The sequence below is a fragment of the Nonomuraea ceibae genome, from assembly GCF_019396325.1.
In the GTDB taxonomy this organism is placed as follows: Bacteria; Actinomycetota; Actinomycetes; order Streptosporangiales; family Streptosporangiaceae; genus Nonomuraea; species Nonomuraea ceibae.
Map to the genome: position 1 here is coordinate 137142 of NZ_JAHKRO010000004.1, position 16184 is coordinate 153325.

At 70.3% G+C, this 16184-nt stretch carries 15 protein-coding genes; 8 read left to right on the forward strand and 7 right to left on the reverse strand.

All coding sequences use genetic code 11. The annotated features are described in order from the left end of the window. Positions 1–15 precede the first annotated feature (15 nt). Together KME80_RS04715 and KME80_RS04720 are read left to right on the forward strand one after the other, a co-directional pair. A complete protein-coding gene (locus KME80_RS04715; protein WP_219500613.1) occupies positions 16–744 on the forward strand; it encodes a CPBP family intramembrane glutamic endopeptidase in 729 nt (242 codons plus the stop codon). Further along, complete coding sequence (locus KME80_RS04720) at positions 731–1714, forward strand: DUF2804 domain-containing protein (protein ID WP_219500614.1); 984 nt, start codon at positions 731–733, stop codon at positions 1712–1714. Before KME80_RS04715 ends, KME80_RS04720 begins: the two co-directional genes overlap by 14 nt. A gap of 80 nt (positions 1715–1794) precedes the next feature. On the opposite strand, the gene KME80_RS04725 is transcribed toward KME80_RS04720, so the two are convergent. Beyond that, on the reverse strand, positions 1795–2514 hold the full coding sequence (locus KME80_RS04725; protein ID WP_219500616.1) for a PIG-L deacetylase family protein: 720 nt from the start codon (positions 2512–2514) through the stop codon (positions 1795–1797). Positions 2515–2608: 94 nt separating this feature from the next. On the opposite strand from KME80_RS04725, the gene pcrA reads away from it, so the two are divergent. Then, positions 2609–4861, forward strand: a complete 2253-nt coding sequence (pcrA, locus tag KME80_RS04730) for a DNA helicase PcrA (protein ID WP_504739698.1) — start codon at positions 2609–2611, stop codon at positions 4859–4861. 9 nt (positions 4862–4870) lie between these two features. Here the strand turns inward: pcrA and KME80_RS04735 are convergent, their stop codons facing one another. The 5 genes from KME80_RS04735 to KME80_RS04755 form a co-directional block, all read right to left on the reverse strand. Next, a complete protein-coding gene (locus tag KME80_RS04735) occupies positions 4871–5770 on the reverse strand; it encodes a L,D-transpeptidase (RefSeq protein WP_219500619.1) in 900 nt (299 codons plus the stop codon). Between the two features lie 155 nt (positions 5771–5925). After that, positions 5926–6783, reverse strand: a complete 858-nt coding sequence (locus tag KME80_RS04740) for a hypothetical protein (RefSeq protein ID WP_219500621.1) — start codon at positions 6781–6783, stop codon at positions 5926–5928. A gap of 50 nt (positions 6784–6833) precedes the next feature. After that, the gene (locus KME80_RS04745) at positions 6834–7589 is read right to left on the reverse strand and encodes a hypothetical protein (RefSeq protein ID WP_219500623.1); all 756 of its coding nucleotides are present in this window, start codon (positions 7587–7589) and stop codon (positions 6834–6836) included. A 60-nt stretch (positions 7590–7649) separates the two neighbouring features. After that, positions 7650–8402 carry a hypothetical protein gene (locus tag KME80_RS04750; RefSeq protein ID WP_219500625.1) on the reverse strand — a complete coding sequence of 251 codons (753 nt, stop codon included), beginning with the start codon at positions 8400–8402 and terminating at the stop codon, positions 7650–7652. Positions 8403–8407: 5 nt separating this feature from the next. Further along, positions 8408–9229, reverse strand: coding sequence for a hypothetical protein (locus KME80_RS04755; RefSeq protein WP_219500627.1), 822 nt, complete (start codon positions 9227–9229; stop codon positions 8408–8410). Between the two features lie 281 nt (positions 9230–9510). Between KME80_RS04755 and sucC the strand changes: the two genes are divergently transcribed. The 3 genes from sucC (at position 9511) to KME80_RS04770 (ending at position 13459) form a co-directional block, all read left to right on the forward strand. Next, positions 9511–10692 carry an ADP-forming succinate--CoA ligase subunit beta gene (sucC, locus tag KME80_RS04760; protein ID WP_219500628.1) on the forward strand — a complete coding sequence of 394 codons (1182 nt, stop codon included), beginning with the start codon at positions 9511–9513 and terminating at the stop codon, positions 10690–10692. A gap of 3 nt (positions 10693–10695) precedes the next feature. After that, entirely contained in the window at positions 10696–11571 is an 876-nt protein-coding gene (gene sucD, locus KME80_RS04765) for a succinate--CoA ligase subunit alpha (RefSeq protein ID WP_049566658.1), read from the forward strand. A 370-nt stretch (positions 11572–11941) separates the two neighbouring features. Then, positions 11942–13459 (forward strand): cell division protein PerM, encoded by a 1518-nt coding sequence (locus tag KME80_RS04770; RefSeq protein WP_246644069.1) that lies wholly within the window; start codon positions 11942–11944, stop codon positions 13457–13459. Here the strand turns inward: KME80_RS04770 and KME80_RS04775 are convergent. Then, positions 13456–13872: a hypothetical protein gene (locus KME80_RS04775; RefSeq protein WP_308125616.1), complete on the reverse strand. Its 417-nt coding sequence runs from the start codon at positions 13870–13872 to the stop codon at positions 13456–13458. The genes KME80_RS04770 and KME80_RS04775 overlap by 4 nt on opposite strands. A gap of 64 nt (positions 13873–13936) precedes the next feature. Between KME80_RS04775 and purN the strand changes: the two genes are divergently transcribed. Both purN and purH read left to right on the forward strand, forming a co-directional pair. Then, positions 13937–14578 (forward strand): phosphoribosylglycinamide formyltransferase, encoded by a 642-nt coding sequence (gene purN, locus KME80_RS04780; RefSeq protein ID WP_219500630.1) that lies wholly within the window; start codon positions 13937–13939, stop codon positions 14576–14578. Beyond that, entirely contained in the window at positions 14575–16116 is a 1542-nt protein-coding gene (purH, locus tag KME80_RS04785) for a bifunctional phosphoribosylaminoimidazolecarboxamide formyltransferase/IMP cyclohydrolase (RefSeq protein WP_219500631.1), read from the forward strand. Before purN ends, purH begins: the two co-directional genes overlap by 4 nt. The last annotated feature ends 68 nt before the right edge of the window (positions 16117–16184 follow it).

The window sequence follows — 16184 nt, forward strand, 5'->3', positions numbered from 1 at the left end:
ACGTAGCCTCTAAGGGTGCTGCTTCGCTCGATCGCCGTGCTTGCTGCGGCCAACGTCCTCAACAACAAGGTCGCGCCACGGCTGGGGCCGCTCACCTCGGCCGCCGCGACGGCCGCGTTAGTCGCGATGGCCCGCAGCTCCGGCGTGTCGTGGCGGGAGCTCGGCTTCGAGCGCGGCCGTCGCGGCGCGCTCGTCGGCGGCGCGCTCGCGGCCTCCGTCGTGGCGGTCTACTCGGCCGGCATCAGCATGCGCCGCACCCGCCCGTTCTTCCACGACGAGCGGGCGCTCTCGCTCTCCCGCGCCCGCGTCCTGGAGGAGGCGCTGGTCCAGGTGCCGTTCGGCACGGTCCTGCTGGAGGAGGTCGGCTTCCGCGGCGCCCTCTACGGGATGCTGCGCCGCTCCCACGGCACGGCCACGGCCACCGCGGTGTCGTCGGCGCTGTTCGGGCTCTGGCACATCCTGCCCGCGATCGACATGGCCCGCGCCAACCCGGCGCTCGGCGCGCTGGCCGCGGGGGAGTCGCCCGCCCACCTCGACACGGCCCGGGTGGTGGCGGGCAGCGTGCTGTCGACGGCCGTGGCCGGGGTGCTGTTCAGCGAGCTGCGGCGGCACAACGGCCTGCTCGCCCCCGCCATGCTGCACCTGGCGACCAACTCGCTGGGCTACCTGTTCGCCCGCCTCGCGGCCCACCGCACAGGCCACGGTGATCAGGGATCGCTACCCTTCGCTCATGGTGACGCATGAGCGGGAGATCACGGCTCCCATCGACCTGTGCCTGCCGGACGGTCGGCTCGACCCGGCGGCGGTCGGCTGGACCCGGCGGCCGCTCCACCGGGCCAACCTGCGCGGCTGGGGCCGCACCAAACGCTGGGAATACTGGGGGATCGTCACTCCCACTCACGTGATCGGCGTGGTCGCCTCCTCGCTCGACTACGCGGGCGTGCACGGCCTGTACGTGCTCGACCGGGCCACCGGCCAGGAGACGGCCAAGGACGTGGTGGTGCCACTGGCCCGCAACACCGCCATGCCGGAGCGCAGCGGCGAGGGCGTCGCGTCGGCGCGGGCGGCGGCGCTGCGCATCGACATCCGCCAGCGGCCCGACGGCACCTCGCTGCGCGGCGTGGCCCCGGGCATCGAGGTCGACCTGGAGATCCCGCTGCCCGACGGGCACGAGGCGCTCGGCGTGGTGGTGCCGTGGAGCCCCACGCGGTTCCAGTACACGCTCAAGGACGTGGGCAGGCCGGTGCGGGGGCGGCTGCGGCTGGTCTCCGGCGAGTACGAGGTGCGCGAGCAGGACTCGTTCGCGGTGCTCGACCACGGCCGGGGGCGCTGGCCGTACTCGATGGTGTGGAACTGGGCGGCGGGCAGCGCGCCCGGGCGGGCGATCCAGCTCGGCGGCAAGTGGACCGACGGCACCGGCATGACGGAGAACGCGCTGTTCGTCGACGGCAGGCTGCACAAGATCGGCGAGGAGCTGGCCTGGCACTACGACCGCGACGACTGGATGCGGCCGTGGCGGATCACCGGGGCGCGGGTGGAGGCGGAGTTCACGCCGTTCCACGAGAAGGTCGCGCGCACCGAGCTGGGCGTCGTCGGGTCGGAGACGCACCAGTGCTTCGGCCACTTCAGCGGCCGGGCGCAGGCCGACGACGGCGCGTGGATCGAGCTCGACGGCCTGACCGGGTGGGCCGAGGAGGCCCGGCAGCGGTGGTGAGGCGCAGCGCGGCAGGCGCAGCGCCGCGTCGACCGACTCGCAGTAAGCCCCGATTTCCGGGCTGACCTGCGGCTACGGCGTCACGCCGTCGGCACCACCTGGAAGCCCTCCGCGTAGTGCCCCTCGGGGAACCCCGCCTCCTTCCCCCAGGCGGCGAAGCGGCTCTTTACGAAGTCGGCGAACCCCTCGACGTGCGCCACCTGGCTCACGTGCGACTGCAGCGCCGCCAGCTTGCGCTCGACGGTGGCCGTGATGTCCACGTAGTGGTTGGGCGTGGAGCCGCCCGTCAGCCACACCTCGCGCACCGTCCACGCCTCCAGGCCCTCCTCGGTGAACAGCTCGGGGAAGGCGTACGGGTTGCGGGCGTCGGGGTAGACGGCGTCCAGCGTGGCGCCGCCGACCGCGCGATGGTCGGGGTGGCTCGGCGCGACGAACTGGTAGTTGCGGTCGGGGTGATGCGTGATGACCAGGTCGGGCCGCACCTGCCTGATGACGCGGGCGATGTCGCGGCGCAGCTCCAGCGACGGCACCACGGTGCCGTCGGCATAACCGAGAAAGCGCAGGTCCGTGACGCCGACGCACTTGGCCGCCGCCGTCTGCTCCGTGCGGCGGAGCTCGGCCATGCCCGAGTTGTCCAGCGTGCGCTCGTTGCCGCCCGCGTCACCGTCGGTGACCAGCAGGTACGTGACCTCCACCCCGGCGTCGGCGAACAGCGCCACGGTCCCGGCGGCCCCGAAGTCGGCGTCGTCCGGATGCGCGGACACGACGAGGATCCGGTCGATCTCGTTCTCGGCCAGCATGCGGTCCCCTTTCTGATCGTCGTACGGGACAACCGAAGCCCGGCTACCCGCATTCCGTGCGCCGATTGTCGGTGGCGCGTCTTAACCTAGGTGGGTGCCGACCCACGTCTCTGTTGACCACCCCTTGCTCGATGGCCTCAACCCGCAGCAGCGCGAGGCCGTGATCCACCATGGCAGCCCCCTGCTGATCGTGGCGGGGGCGGGATCGGGAAAGACGCGGGTGCTCACCCACCGCATCGCCTACCTGCTGGCCGAGCGCGACGTCCATCCAGGCGAGATCCTGGCGATCACCTTCACCAACAAGGCCGCCAAGGAGATGAAGGAGCGCATCGACAAGCTCGTCGGGCCGCGCTCGCGGGCGATGTGGGTGATGACCTTCCACAGCGCGTGCATGCGCATCCTGCGGCGCGAGGCCAAGCGGCTCGGCTTCCCCTCCAGCTTCTCCATCTACGACCAGGCCGACTCCCAGCGCCTCATGGCCATGGTCTGCCGCGAGATGGAGCTCGACCCCAAGCGCTATCCGCCCCGCTCGTTCTCCGCCCAGGTCAGCAACTTCAAGAACGAGCTGATCGACTACGAGACCGCGATCGAGCGCGCCGGCTCCCACCTGGAGAAGACGCTCGCCCAGGCCTACAAGAGCTACCAGCTCAAGCTCACCGAGGCCGGCGCGATGGACTTCGACGACATCATCATGAACACGGTGACGCTCTTCCAGCTCTTCCCCGAAGTGGCCGAGCACTACCGGATGCGCTTCCGCCACGTGCTCGTCGACGAGTACCAGGACACCAACCACGCCCAGTACATCCTGATCAGGGAGCTGGTCGGCCACCCCGAGGTGCGCACGGCCGACGGCGACGTGGTGCGGGCCGGGGCCGACATGTCCGAGCTGTGCGTGGTCGGCGACGCCGACCAGTCGATCTACGCCTTCCGCGGCGCGACGATCCGCAACATCCTGGAGTTCGAGCGCGACTATCCGAACGCGCGCACCATCCTGCTGGAGCAGAACTACCGCTCCACCCAGAACATCCTGGCCGCCGCCAACGCGGTCATCTCGCGCAACGAGTCGCGCAAGCCCAAGAACCTCTGGTCCGACCAGGGCGACGGCCCCAAGATCGTCGGTTACGTGGCCGACAACGAGCACGACGAGGCCGTCTTCGTCGCCCAGGAGGTCGACCGGCTCAGCGACGAGGAGGGCGTCAAGGCCGGTGACGTCGCGGTCTTCTACCGCACCAACGCCGCCTCCCGCGTGTTCGAGGAGATCTTCATCCGCACCGGCCTGCCCTACAAGGTCGTCGGCGGTGTGCGCTTCTACGAGCGCAAGGAGGTCAAGGACCTGCTGGCCTACCTGCGGCTGCTGGCCAACCCGCTCGACGTGGTGTCGCTGCGGCGCATCCTCAACGTGCCCAAGCGCGGCATCGGCGATCGGGCCGAGGCCATGGTCGAGGCGTTCGCGGCCCGCGAGCGGATCCCGTTCTGGGACGCGCTGCGGCGGGCCGACGAGGCGCCGGGCATGGCGACCCGCTCACTCAACGCGATCAGGGAGTTCGTCGCGCTCGTCGAGGAGCTGATCGTCAAGGGCGAGGGCATGCCGCCGTCGGCGCTGGCCGAGGAGGTGCTGGTGGCCACCGGCTACCGCGCCGAGCTGGAGGCGTCCGAAGACCCGCAGGACGAGTCGCGGCTGGAGAACCTCAACGAGCTCATCTCCGTGGCCTCCGAGTTCGAGGAGGCCAACCCGGAGGGCACGCTGGTGGAGTTCCTGGAGCAGGTGTCGCTGGTGGCCGACGCCGACCAGATCCCCGACGCCGACGGCGGGCAGGGCGTCGTGACGCTCATGACCCTGCACACGGCCAAGGGCCTGGAGTTCCCCGTGGTGTTCCTGACGGCGATGGAGGACGGCGTCTTCCCGCACATCCGCTCACTCGGCGAGCCGAAGGAGCTGGAGGAGGAGCGCCGCCTGGCCTACGTCGGCATCACCCGGGCCCAGCAGCGCCTTTACATCACCCGCGCCGCCGTGCGCAGCTCGTGGGGGGCGCCGTCGTTCAACCCGGCCTCCCGCTTCGTCAGCGAGGTGCCGGGCACGCTCATCGAGTGGCGTACGGATCCGAGCAAGTCGGCGTGGAGCGCGGCCACGCGCCGTGAGCCCACGCCCGCCGCCGCGCCGAAGAAGAGCGGCGGGCGCGCGGTCCCGACGCTCAACCCCGGCGACCGGGTCACGCACGACGCCTTCGGGCTCGGCACGGTGGTGACGGTCGACGGGGTGGGCGACAAGACCAAGGTCAAGATCGACTTCGGCTCCGGCGGCGAGAAGACGCTGCTGCTGGCCTACGCGCCGCTGGAGAAGCTCTAGCCGAGACGGTCAGAGGGCGCTGCCCTGCTTCCACTGGGTCCAGTTGAGCTGCCAGTAGCTCCAGCCGTTGCGCCAGTCGAGCTTGCGCTTGGTGCCGGTGATCTTCACGACGTCACCGCGCTGGGCGATGTCGTAGAACCACTTGGCCCCGGCCGGGGTGGCGCGCACGCAGCCGTGGCTCTGGTTGGAGCGGCCTAGGAACTGGTAGTCGCCGTAGCTCTGGTGGACGTACTCGCCGCTGTCGGAGATGCGGACCGCCCACGGGATCTGCTCCTTGTAGTAGCGCGGGTCCTTGGGGTCGGTCACGCCCATCCACGACGAGGTCATGGTCTCCACGGCCTTCTTGCCCATGGTCAGGTGGACGCCGCTGGTGGTCAGGTAGACGTCGACGCCGTTCCTGATCAGCCCGCCCCGGCCGGCGCTGATCGGGATCTTCTTGGCCAGCCTGCCGTTGCGGTAGACCTTCATCACGTGCTTGCGGGTGTCGACGACGGAGATGTTCTGCGCGCCGACGGCGAAGCGGCGGCTGACGTTCCTGGCCGCCTGGTTGCCCGGGATCTCGCTGAGCAGGGCCTTGAAGAGCACGTTCTGGTTGGGCTTCCAGTAGGTCTTGGTGCGGTAGACGACCTTGTTGTCGGCGATCCACCGCCAGGCGCCCTCGACGGGCTTGTCGGCCTCGACCCGCAGCACCGACTCGGCCGCCGCGCGGTCGCGCACCTTGCGGTCGAAGGTCACGATGATGGGGAAGCCGACGCCCACCTTCTCCGACTTCTCGCCGAGCGGGGTGATGTCGGCGATGCCGAGCTTGACCTTCTTCGGCGCGGCGGCCTGGGCGGGCACCGTCGGCGCCACGCAGAGGGCCGCGGCGACCAGGGCGGTCACGGCCGGCATCCGGGGGAAGAGCTTCACAGGTCGTACTCCTGGACTATGTGCTTGACGCGTTCCGTAGGTGTGACAGCTGAGGCTCGTGTTTCGCCGTCCAGGAAGGCGTCACGATGTCATAACGGTTCAATTTTGTACATTCCGGTGGCCGGCCGTGGCGGCGCCACGGCCGGCCTCAGGACCTACTTGGTGGCGATGCCGTTGAGCTTGCCGAACTCCTCGACGGTCTCCTCGCCGCCCTCCTCCAGGTCGGTGGTGACCTGGTCGGCCGTCGGCGCCTTGATCGTCAGCTTGCCGCCCCAGCCGGTGAAGCGGGTGTCGACGCTCAGGCTCCCGCTGTCCATGGCCAGCGCGACCGCCGAGAACGTCGTCACCAGGCGCGTGGGCAGGCCCTTGGCGTCCACGGTGAGCCGCCAGTTGATCGGCGTCTTCAGCGTCTTGGCCGTGTCCTTCGCCCCCATCCTGGAAGCGCGGAACCACGCCGACGCCTTGCGCAGCTCACCGACGGTGATCTTGCCGGTGTAGCCGCCCGAGGTCGCCTTGGCGTTCTTGAACAGCGCCTTGAGCGTGGCCGGCTCCGCGATGTTCACGGGCTGGCCCAGCACGCCCAGAATGCCCGCGGGCGGGCCGTTCGGGGCCTTGTACCAGGTCTCGCCCTCCGGCAGCACGGTCGACCAGATGCCGCCCGACAGGTAGGACGTGGTGCCGATCCTGATCGTGCGCTCCGACTTGGTCATCGCCGCGATCAGCGAGTCCTCCTCGGCGTCCAGGTCACTGGCGTTGATGGCCAGCTTGCCGGTGATGTCGGACGCGGCGATGCCCGACCGGCCGAACGCGAAGCTGCCGTGACGCCTGAGGAAGACGGCGCGCTGGCCGTCCTCGATCACGGTGGTGCGCTCGGTGAACTTCACGCCCTTGCCCGGGGCGACGTGCTTCTTGACCGCCGTCACCGGGTTCTTGGGCGCAGCGGCCTGGGCGGGCGTCGCCGTCACGAGGGCGGCGGCCGACGCCAATGCCAGGCCGGTGATGATGCGCTTCATGCGGATTCCTCTCGATTCCTGTAGTCGTTCGTGCAGGGGCCCGGCGGGTCTCAGTCCTTGGACTTGGGAGCGACCTTGCCGGCGGTCGGCGCCTTGATCGTCACCTTCGCGCCCCAGCCCCTGTAGGTGGTGTCGTTCTTGACCGTGACCCCCTGCCAGCCGATGAGCCCCTCGGCGTCGTAGGAGGAGACCAGCCGCTGCGGAACGCCGCTACGGCTGACCGTGAGCCGCCAGTCGACCTCGGTCTTGGGCTCCATGTAGAGCGGGACGCTCATGCGGAACCACGGCGACACCTTCTTCAGCTGGTCGAACGTGATCGTGCCCTGGTAGCCGTTCGACGTGCGCTCGGCCTTGGCCAGCAGCTTCTTCAGCGTGGCGGGCTCGACCGGGTTGATCGGCTGGGAGAACCAGCTGCTCGACCCGGTGTGGTCGGACTTGCGCCAGGTCTTGCCCTTCGGCAGGTTCTCGCGGTAGATCCCGCCCGACACGTACGCCGTCTTGCCGACGATGATCGTGCGGTCGTTCTTGAAGACGGACTCGCCTTCCTTGACCTGGTACGTCGCCGCCAGGTCGGCTGCCGCGATCTTGCCCTTGCCGAACATGATCCGGCCCGTGCGCTTCATGAACGGCTCCGGGCCGGTGGACTCGCGCACGAGCGTGGTGGTGTCGGTGAAGCTGACGCCCTTGCCCGCGACGAGCTGCTTCTTGACCGCCGCGAGGGGGTCCTTGGGCGCCGCCTGCGCGGGGGCGGCCACGGCGAGCGCGGCGGCCGAGGCCAGCGCGACGCCGGTGATGAGGGTTCTCATGAGGGTGCCATTTCTGGTGAGGGGTACGGGCGGGCCCTCTCGGGAAGGGCCCGCCGGACGTCACTCCGCCGCGACCGTGCCGGCGGGCGGAGCCTTGATCGACACCTTGGCGCCCCAGCCTCGGTACGTGGTGTCCATCCTGAGCGTGCCGAGCATGCCCCTGACCATCCCGCCGGCCGGGTAGGAGGTGACCAGCCGCTTCGGCAGGCCGTCAGGGCCGACGGTGAGCTTCCAGGTCACCTCGGTCGCGCCTGCCCGCCACAGCGGGACGCTCTGGTTGAACCAGGGCGAGACCTTGCCCAGCTCGTCGAACGTGATCGTGCCCTGGTAGCCGCCCGCCGTGCGCTTGGCCTTGGCCAGCAGCTTCTTCAGCGTGGCGGGCTCGGCCGGGTTGATCGGCTGGGCCCAGTTGTTGCTCAGCGCCGCGCTGTCGGTCTTGAGCCACTTCTTCCCCTCCGGCAGCTGCTTGTCGTAGTAGCGGCCGGACAGGTAGGCGGACTTGCCGATCAGGATCGTCCGATCGTTCTGGAAGGAGTCCAGCCCTCGCTGGAGGGTCTCCTTCGGATACGTGGACGCCATGTCGGTCGCGGCCACCTTGCCCTTGCCGAACATGAAGCGGCCCGTGCGCTTCAGGTACGGCTCGGGGCCGTCGTCGCGCACGTACGTGGTGGCGTCGGTGAAGCTGACGCCCTTGCCCGCGACGAGTTGCTTCTTGACCGCCGCGAGGGGGTCCTTGGGCGCCGCCTGCGCGGGGGCGGCCACGGCGAGCGCGGCGGCCGAGGCCAGCGCGACGCCGGTGATGAGGCCCTTCACGCGGTTTACCGCTGGTCCAGCGAGTGGAGGCCCTTGCCGGGCAGCTCCGACGGCAGCTCGGTGTCCTTGCCCAGGTCGAGGAGGTCGACCCACTGCGACTCCGGCGGCGCGACGACCTTGACCTTGCCGCCCCAGCCCGTGTAGCGGCTCTCGGTGACGGCCCTGGTCTTGCCGAGCAGGCCGAAGTCCAGCGTGTAGTCGCTGACCACGCGCTTGATCAGGCCCTTGGCGTCGACGTCCAGCAGGTAGGAGATCTTGATCTTGCCGACGTTGCCGGTGATCTTGGCGCCGGTGAGCTTGCCCAGCTCCTTGGCCGTCAGCGAGCCGGCGTAGTCGCCCTTGACGACCTTGGCCTTGGCGACCAGGGCCTTGAGCAGCTTGGCGTCGAAGACGTCGATGACCTGCTCGGTGCCCATGGCCTGGACGCCCTCGTAGCGCACCCACTTCTTGCCCTCGGGCAGCTCCTCGCTGAAGAGCCCGCCCTGCATGTAGGTGTCGCCGCCGACGCTGATGGCGCGCGAGTTGGAGATGCCGCGCAGCATCTCGGCCATCTCCGCCGAGGCGCCCTTCGGGATCTTGACGCGGGTCGTGAGGTCGGAGGCGACCACTCCGGACTTGCCGAATTCGAGCACGCCGGTGGTCTTGCCGCTTCTGGTCTCTTTACCGTCGGTGAACGTCCGGTTCGTTTCTGAAACCCGAACGCCGTGGCCCGGCTTGAGCTGCTTCTGCAGCGCCTTGACCGGGTTGACGGGCGCGGCCTGCGCTGGTGCCGCCGTGACCAGCGTCGACATGGCGGCCACGGCCAGCCCGGCAATGATTCGCTTCATTGCGATCCTTTGACGTCGAGTTATTGAGGGGTATGGATCATGTCAATTGAAGATCACAGGTATATCTCGGCGAAACTGGTTATTAACGTCGAATCGGTGCACTTTCCGTGCAGCGTGCGCATCGGGGAAGTGAGATCACCGTCACATCGCGGGATATCTGCTACCCGATGACCTGGTCAGGTCAAGGTTGGGGCTAGGCTTCACTGGCGGAAAACGCCCGGCACGCACGGGGTGGACCGGGCCGTCGAACATCAGTCGGAAATGAGCAAGGACGGACCCTCGTGGACCTGTTCGAACATCAGGCGAAGGAGCTCTTCGCGGACTACGGCATCCCGGTGCCTCGCGGCATCGTCGCCCACACCGTGGAGGAAGTGCGGGCGGCAGCGGAGCAGCTGACCGGCCGTGTCGTCGTCAAGGCCCAGGTAAAGACCGGCGGGCGCGGGAAGGCCGGCGGCGTGAAGGTGGCCGACGACGCCGCCGACGCCGTCGAGAAGGCCGGCGCGATCCTCGGCATGGACATCAAGGGCCACACGGTCCACAAGGTGCTCGTGGAGGAGGCCAGCGCGATCGCGGAGGAGTACTACTTCTCGTTCCTGCTCGACCGCGCCAACCGCACCTTCCTCGCGATCTGCTCGGCCGCGGGCGGCATGGACATCGAGGAGGTCGCCCACAGCACGCCCGAGAAGGTCGCCAAGGTGCCCGTCTCGGCGCTGACCGGCGTCGACCGGGCCAAGGCCCGCGACATCGCGATCGCCGGCGGCCTGCCGGAGAAGGCCCTCGACGGCGCCGCCGAGCTCATCGAGAAGCTCTGGTGCGCGTTCGTCGACGAGGACGCCACGCTGGTCGAGGTCAACCCGATGATCCTCGCGGCCGACGGGCAGGTGAAGGCGCTCGACGGCAAGGTCACGCTCGACGACAACGCCACCTTCCGCCAGGCCGACCACGAGGCCTTCGCCGACAAGGCGGCCGAGGACCCCCTGGAGGCCAAGGCCAAGGAGAAGGACCTCAACTACGTCAAGCTCGACGGCGACGTCGGCATCATCGGCAACGGCGCCGGCCTGGTCATGTCCACGCTCGACGTGGTCGCCTACGCCGGTGAGGCGTTCCCGGGCAAGCCGTCCCCGGCCAACTTCCTCGACATCGGCGGCGGCGCGTCCGCCGAGGTCATGGCGGCCGGCCTGGAGATCATCATGTCCGACCCGTCGGTCAAGTCGATCTTCGTGAACGTCTTCGGCGGCATCACCGCCTGCGACGCCGTCGCCAACGGCATCGTGTCGGCGTTCAAGCTCCTCGAAAGCCGCGGCGAGGCCGTCACGCACCCGCTGGTGGTCCGACTCGACGGCAACAACGCCCAGCTCGGGCGGCAGATCCTGGCCGACGCCGCACTCCCGCGCGTCGAGCTGGTAGACACGATGGACGACGCGGCCAAGCGGGCCGCCGAGCTCGCTGCGGCAGGTGTGTGACACATGGCTATCTGGCTGACCGAGAACAGCAAGATCATCGTTCAGGGCATGACCGGCGGCGAGGGCACCAAGCACACCCGCCGCATGCTCGCCTCCGGCGCCCGCGTCGTGGGCGGCGTCAACGCCCGCAAGGCCGGCACCACGCACGAGGGCCTGCCCGTGTTCGGCACGGTCAAGGAGGCCATCGAGAAGACCCGCGCCGACGTGTCGGTCGTCTTCGTGCCCCCGGCGTTCACCAAGGACGCCGTCAAGGAGGCCATCGACGCCGAGATCCCGCTCTGCGTCGTCATCACCGAGGGCGTGCCGGTCCACGACTCCACCGAGTTCTGGGCGTACGCGGTCGCCAAGGGCAACAAGACCCGCATCATCGGCCCCAACTGCCCCGGCATCGCCTCGCCCGGCGCCTCCAACGCCGGCATCATCCCGGCCGACATCACCACCGCGGGCCGCATCGGCCTGGTGTCCAAGTCCGGCACGCTGACCTACCAGCTCATGTACGAGCTGCGTGACTTCGGCTTCTCCACGGCCGTGGGCATCGGCGGCGACCCGGTCATCGGGACCACCCACATCGACGCCCTCCAGGCGTTCCAGGAGGACCCGGGCACCGACGCGATCGTCATGATCGGCGAGATCGGCGGCGACGCCGAGGAGCGCGCGGCGGCCTACATCGAGGAGCATGTCACCAAGCCGGTCGTCGCCTACGTCGCGGGCTTCACCGCCCCCGAGGGCAAGACCATGGGCCACGCGGGCGCCATCGTGTCCGGCTCCGCGGGCACCGCCCAGGCCAAGAAGGAGGCCCTGGAGAAGGTCGGCGTCCGCGTCGGCAAGACCCCCTCCGAGACCGCTCGGCTGATGCGGGAGATCATGCAGTCCCGCTGAACTGCTTTCACGGCCGAAGCCCCGCGCGGTTGAGCGCGGGGCTTCCGCTTTTCCTGGGCGCCGCCCGGGAGCGCTCACGGCCGGTCGGTGACACGCCGGCCGGTTGGGCCCGCGAGTGCGCCCCGGCCGCCCTGTCCGGGGCTTTGGGGTCTCTTGATCTTGCCCTCGACGACTATTGATCTTGAAACGGCGCACAAACTGGGCGGGGGCGGCGCGTCAACCAAGCGCTGGTCGGGAAAGATTGAGAAAATCGCTTGTTGTGACGGCGATACTCGACCAGCTGCGGACCGCCCCCCGGTCGGTTCTCGGCAAGCTCCCCGGGGTCTCGAGTGACGATGACGAGACGCGCCGGCCACTGCCTGTGTCCGGGATGCTGGCCGCCGCGTGCACGCTGGGCGTCGGGCTGGCCGTGCTCACGACGCTCACGCTGGTCGGCTGGATCGCCGCGCCACGCGGCACGCTGGGCGACGGGCTGCCCGGGGTGTTCCGCACGGCGGCGCAGATCTGGCTGGCGGCCCACCATGCCGGGTTCGCCATCCCGGGAGGCCGGGTGGGGCTGCTGCCGATCGGCCTGATGGTGCTGCCCGCCGTGCTGCTGTACAAGGCGGGCCGGTGGATGGCCCGCGACGCCGACCTGCGGCTGCGGCTGCCGGCGCGGCTGCCGAAGAACAGCCCGCGCGAGAAGGCCGCGGCCCGGCGCCGCGCCCAGCTGCTGCTGGTGGCGCAGGCCGGTGTGTCGCTGGCGGCCCCGTACGCGCTGCTGGCGGGTCTGATCGCGCTCGTCACCAGCAACGAGATCACCCAGCCGTTCATCGGCGAGGCGCTGCTGAGCCACTTCCTGCTGGCGTTCGTGGTGGGCGCGGTGGCGACGGCGCGGACGATCGGGCCGTGGCGGGCGATGCTGCGGCTGCTGCCCGAGCGGGTGCGGGCGCTGACGGTCGGCACGGCGGTGGCCACGGCGCTGCTCGTGCTGTTCGGGCTGGGCCTAGTGCTGGTCGCCGTGGCGCTCAACTTCGACCAGGTGCGCGAGCTGTCGGACGTGCTGTCGCCGGGGGTCGTGGGCGGGCTGCTGCTCCTGCTGGTGCAGGCGCTCTACCTGTTCAACGTGGTCATCTGGGCGTCGTCGTACATCGCCGGGCCGGGCTTCGCGATCGGCGCCGACACGCTGGTGGCGCCCACGGGCGTGCAGCTCGGCACGGTGCCGAGCCTGCCGCTGCTGGGCGCGCTGCCGGAGAGCGGGCCGGTGCCCGCGTGGATGATGGCGGTGATCGCGCTGCCGTTCGCGGCGGGCGCGGTGGCGGGCGTGGTCGTGGCCAGGATGTCGCCTTCTCCCGCGTACGAGGCCGCGCCGCTGTGGGGTTTCCTGACGGGCGTCACGTCAGGGCTGGTGGCGGGGCTGCTGGCGGCGCTGTCCGGGGGCCCGATCGGCGGCGGCCGGCTGACGGCCGTCGGGCCGTCGCCGTGGGAGGTGGCGCTGTCGGTCGCGCTGGAGGTCGGCGTGGCGGCGGGCATCTCCGCCGGGGTGACGAACCTGCTGCTGCTCAACCGCAAGGCCCGCGCGCCGCTGGACAAGGCGGCGGCGCCGATGCGCAAGGCGGGGGCGGCGATCGCCCGGGCGGCGAGCAAGGTGGGGCTGGCCGAGGCCGACGCCCGCCCGCTGCCCGGTCACTGGATGGACGCCACGGAGGCCGACACCCAGCCGATCCCGGTCATCCGTGACGACTGGCAGGACGAGCACGCCTCGGCCGCGGCCGAGACGCTCTCGCAGGCGCGCCCGCGCCCGCCGATGGACCAGGCGGCGCCGGCGCGTCAGGACATCGTGGACGAGTCGGACGACCGGGGCGGCCACGTCATCTACGTCGACCCCTACGCCTGGGACCGGGACTAGGGCGTCGTGCCCAGGATCTCCAGCACGTCGGAGGGCAGCTTCTTCTCCGCCGCCTCCCTGAACTGCACGTAGCACTCTCCCTGGGAGGACACGGTGCCCGCGCCCTTCAGGCATTCCTGGTAGGCGGAGTGCTCGTCCATCAGATAGAGCTGCATGGCCGTGGCTCCGGCCGACAGCAGCAGTGCGACGGTCGAGACGGCGATGCCGCCCGCTGCCGCGCCTGTGGGCTTCCCCGCGTTTCGCAGCAGCGGGAGTGCGCGAATCCCCGCCACGAGCGCGAACACCGCCAGAACCAGGCCCGCCGCGGGCAGCATGATCGTCATCGCCAGCGCGGCGATGGACAACCAGATCGCCCGGCGTCCCGCGGACTCCGCGGGCTGCTGACCGGCTGGTGCTTGCACCGGTGTCGACACCTGACCTCCTCTGCGTCACCGTGACCGGGAACAGATACGCTGGCAGCCCCAACCCGGAATCCTCATGGGAGTGTGCGTGTCCAAGGCTGCGCGGCTCGTCGTCCTCGTCTCCGGCTCTGGAACAAACCTACAGGCCCTCCTGGACGCTTCCGCCGATCCGTCTTACGGAGCCCGGGTCGTGGCCGTCGGTGCGGACCGGGATGGCATCGAAGGACTGGCTAGAGCATCTCGCGCAGGTATACCCACTTTTGTCCGAAAGTTGGGCGATTACCCGTCCCGGGCCGCGTGGGATGCCGCGCTCGCGGCGGAGATCGCCGCCCACAAGCCGGACCTGGTCGTCTCGGCCGGCTTCATGAAGATCGTCGGAGCTCCGACCCTGGAGGAGTTCCCGCTGCTCAACACCCACCCCGCGCTGCTGCCGGCCTTCCCCGGCGCCCACGGGGTGCGTGACGCGCTGGCCCACGGGGTCAAGGTGACGGGGTGCACGGTGATGCTGGCCGACGCCGGCGTCGACACCGGGCCGATCGTCGCGCAGGAGGCCGTGCCCGTGCTGCCCGCCGACGACGAGGCGACCCTGCACGAGCGCATCAAGACCGTCGAGCGCCGCCTGCTCGTCGACGTCGTCGGCCGGATGGCCCGCGAGGGCTGGACGGTCAGCGGACGCAGCGTCCGCATCGGTAACCCATCAGGAGGGGAAAGCACGTGACTCGCATCGCCATCCGGCGCGCTCTCATCGCCGTCTACGACAAGTCGGGGCTGGAGGAGCTGGCCAGAGCCCTGGACGGGGCGGGGGTGGAGATCGTCTCGACGGGCGGCACGGCGGCGGCCATCGCCTCCTACGGGATTCCGGTCACCAAGGTCGAGCAGCTCACCGGCTTCCCCGAGTGCCTCGACGGGCGGGTCAAGACCCTGCACCCGCGCGTGCACGCCGGCATGCTGGCCGACCTCAACAAGCCGCACCACGTGGCGCAGCTCGACGAGCTGGAGATCGACCCGTTCCAGCTCGTGGTGGTCAACCTCTACCCGTTCCAGCAGACGGTCGCCTCGGGCGCGTCCGACGCGGAGTGCGTGGAGCAGATCGACATCGGCGGGCCCGCGATGATCCGCGGCGCGGCCAAGAACCACAGCACCTGCGCGGTCGTGGTCGACCCCGCCGCCTACGGCGACGTGCTGGCCGCGCTCGACCACGGCGGCTTCACGCTCACCGAGCGCCGCCGGCTGGCGGGCGCCGCCTACGCCCACACCGCCGCCTATGACGTGGCCGTGGCGTCCTGGTTCGCCAACGGCTACGCCGAGCAGGAGACGTGGCCGCAGTTCATGGGCGCCACCTGGGAGCGCAAGAGCGCGCTGCGCTACGGCGAGAACCCGCACCAGGCCGCGGCCCTCTACAGCGCGGGCGGCGACGGCCTGGCCAACGCCGAGCAGCTGCACGGCAAGGAGATGTCCTACAACAACTACCTGGACGCCGACGCCGCCTGGCGCGCGGCCTGGGACTTCACCGGCCCGTGCGTCGCCATCATCAAGCACCAGAACCCGTGCGGCATCGCCGTCGGCGCCGACGTGGCCGAGGCCCACCGCAAGGCGCACGCCTGCGACCCCGTCTCCGCCTACGGCGGCGTGATCGCGGTCAACGGCGCGGTCACCGCCGAGCTGGCCAGGCAGATCGCCGAGGTGTTCACCGAGGTCGTGGTGGCGCCCTCCTACGAGCCCGAGGCGCTGGCCGTGCTGACGCAGAAGAAGAACATCCGCCTGCTGGTCTGCCCGAGCGGCCCGGTCAACCCGGCCGAGTTCCGCCGCATCGACGGCGGGCTGCTGGTGCAGCAGGTCGACCGGATCGACGCGGCCGGCGACGACCCGGCGACCTGGCAGCTCAAGGCGGGCGAGCCGGTGTCGCCGGCGGTGATGGCCGACCTGGTGTTCGCCTGGCGGGCGGCGCGTTCGGTCAAGTCCAACGCGATCCTGCTGGCCGGCGACCTGGCCACGGTGGGCGTCGGCATGGGCCAGGTCAACCGGGTCGACTCGTGCCGGCTGGCGGTGTCGCGCGCGGGGGAGCGGGCGGCGGGCTCGGTGGCCGCGTCCGACGCGTTCTTCCCGTTCGCCGACGGGCCGCAGGTGCTCATCGAGGCGGGCGTCAGGGCCATCGTCGAGCCGGGCGGCTCGGTGCGTGACCAGGAGGTCATCGAGGCCGTGGAGAAAGCGGGCGTGGCGCTCTACTTCACCGGCACGCGGCACTTCTTCCACTGATGCCGAAAGGGTGGCCCGCCGGGGCGGGTCACCCAAAAGCGGGTCAAGCATCCGCATGGTGCGGTTAA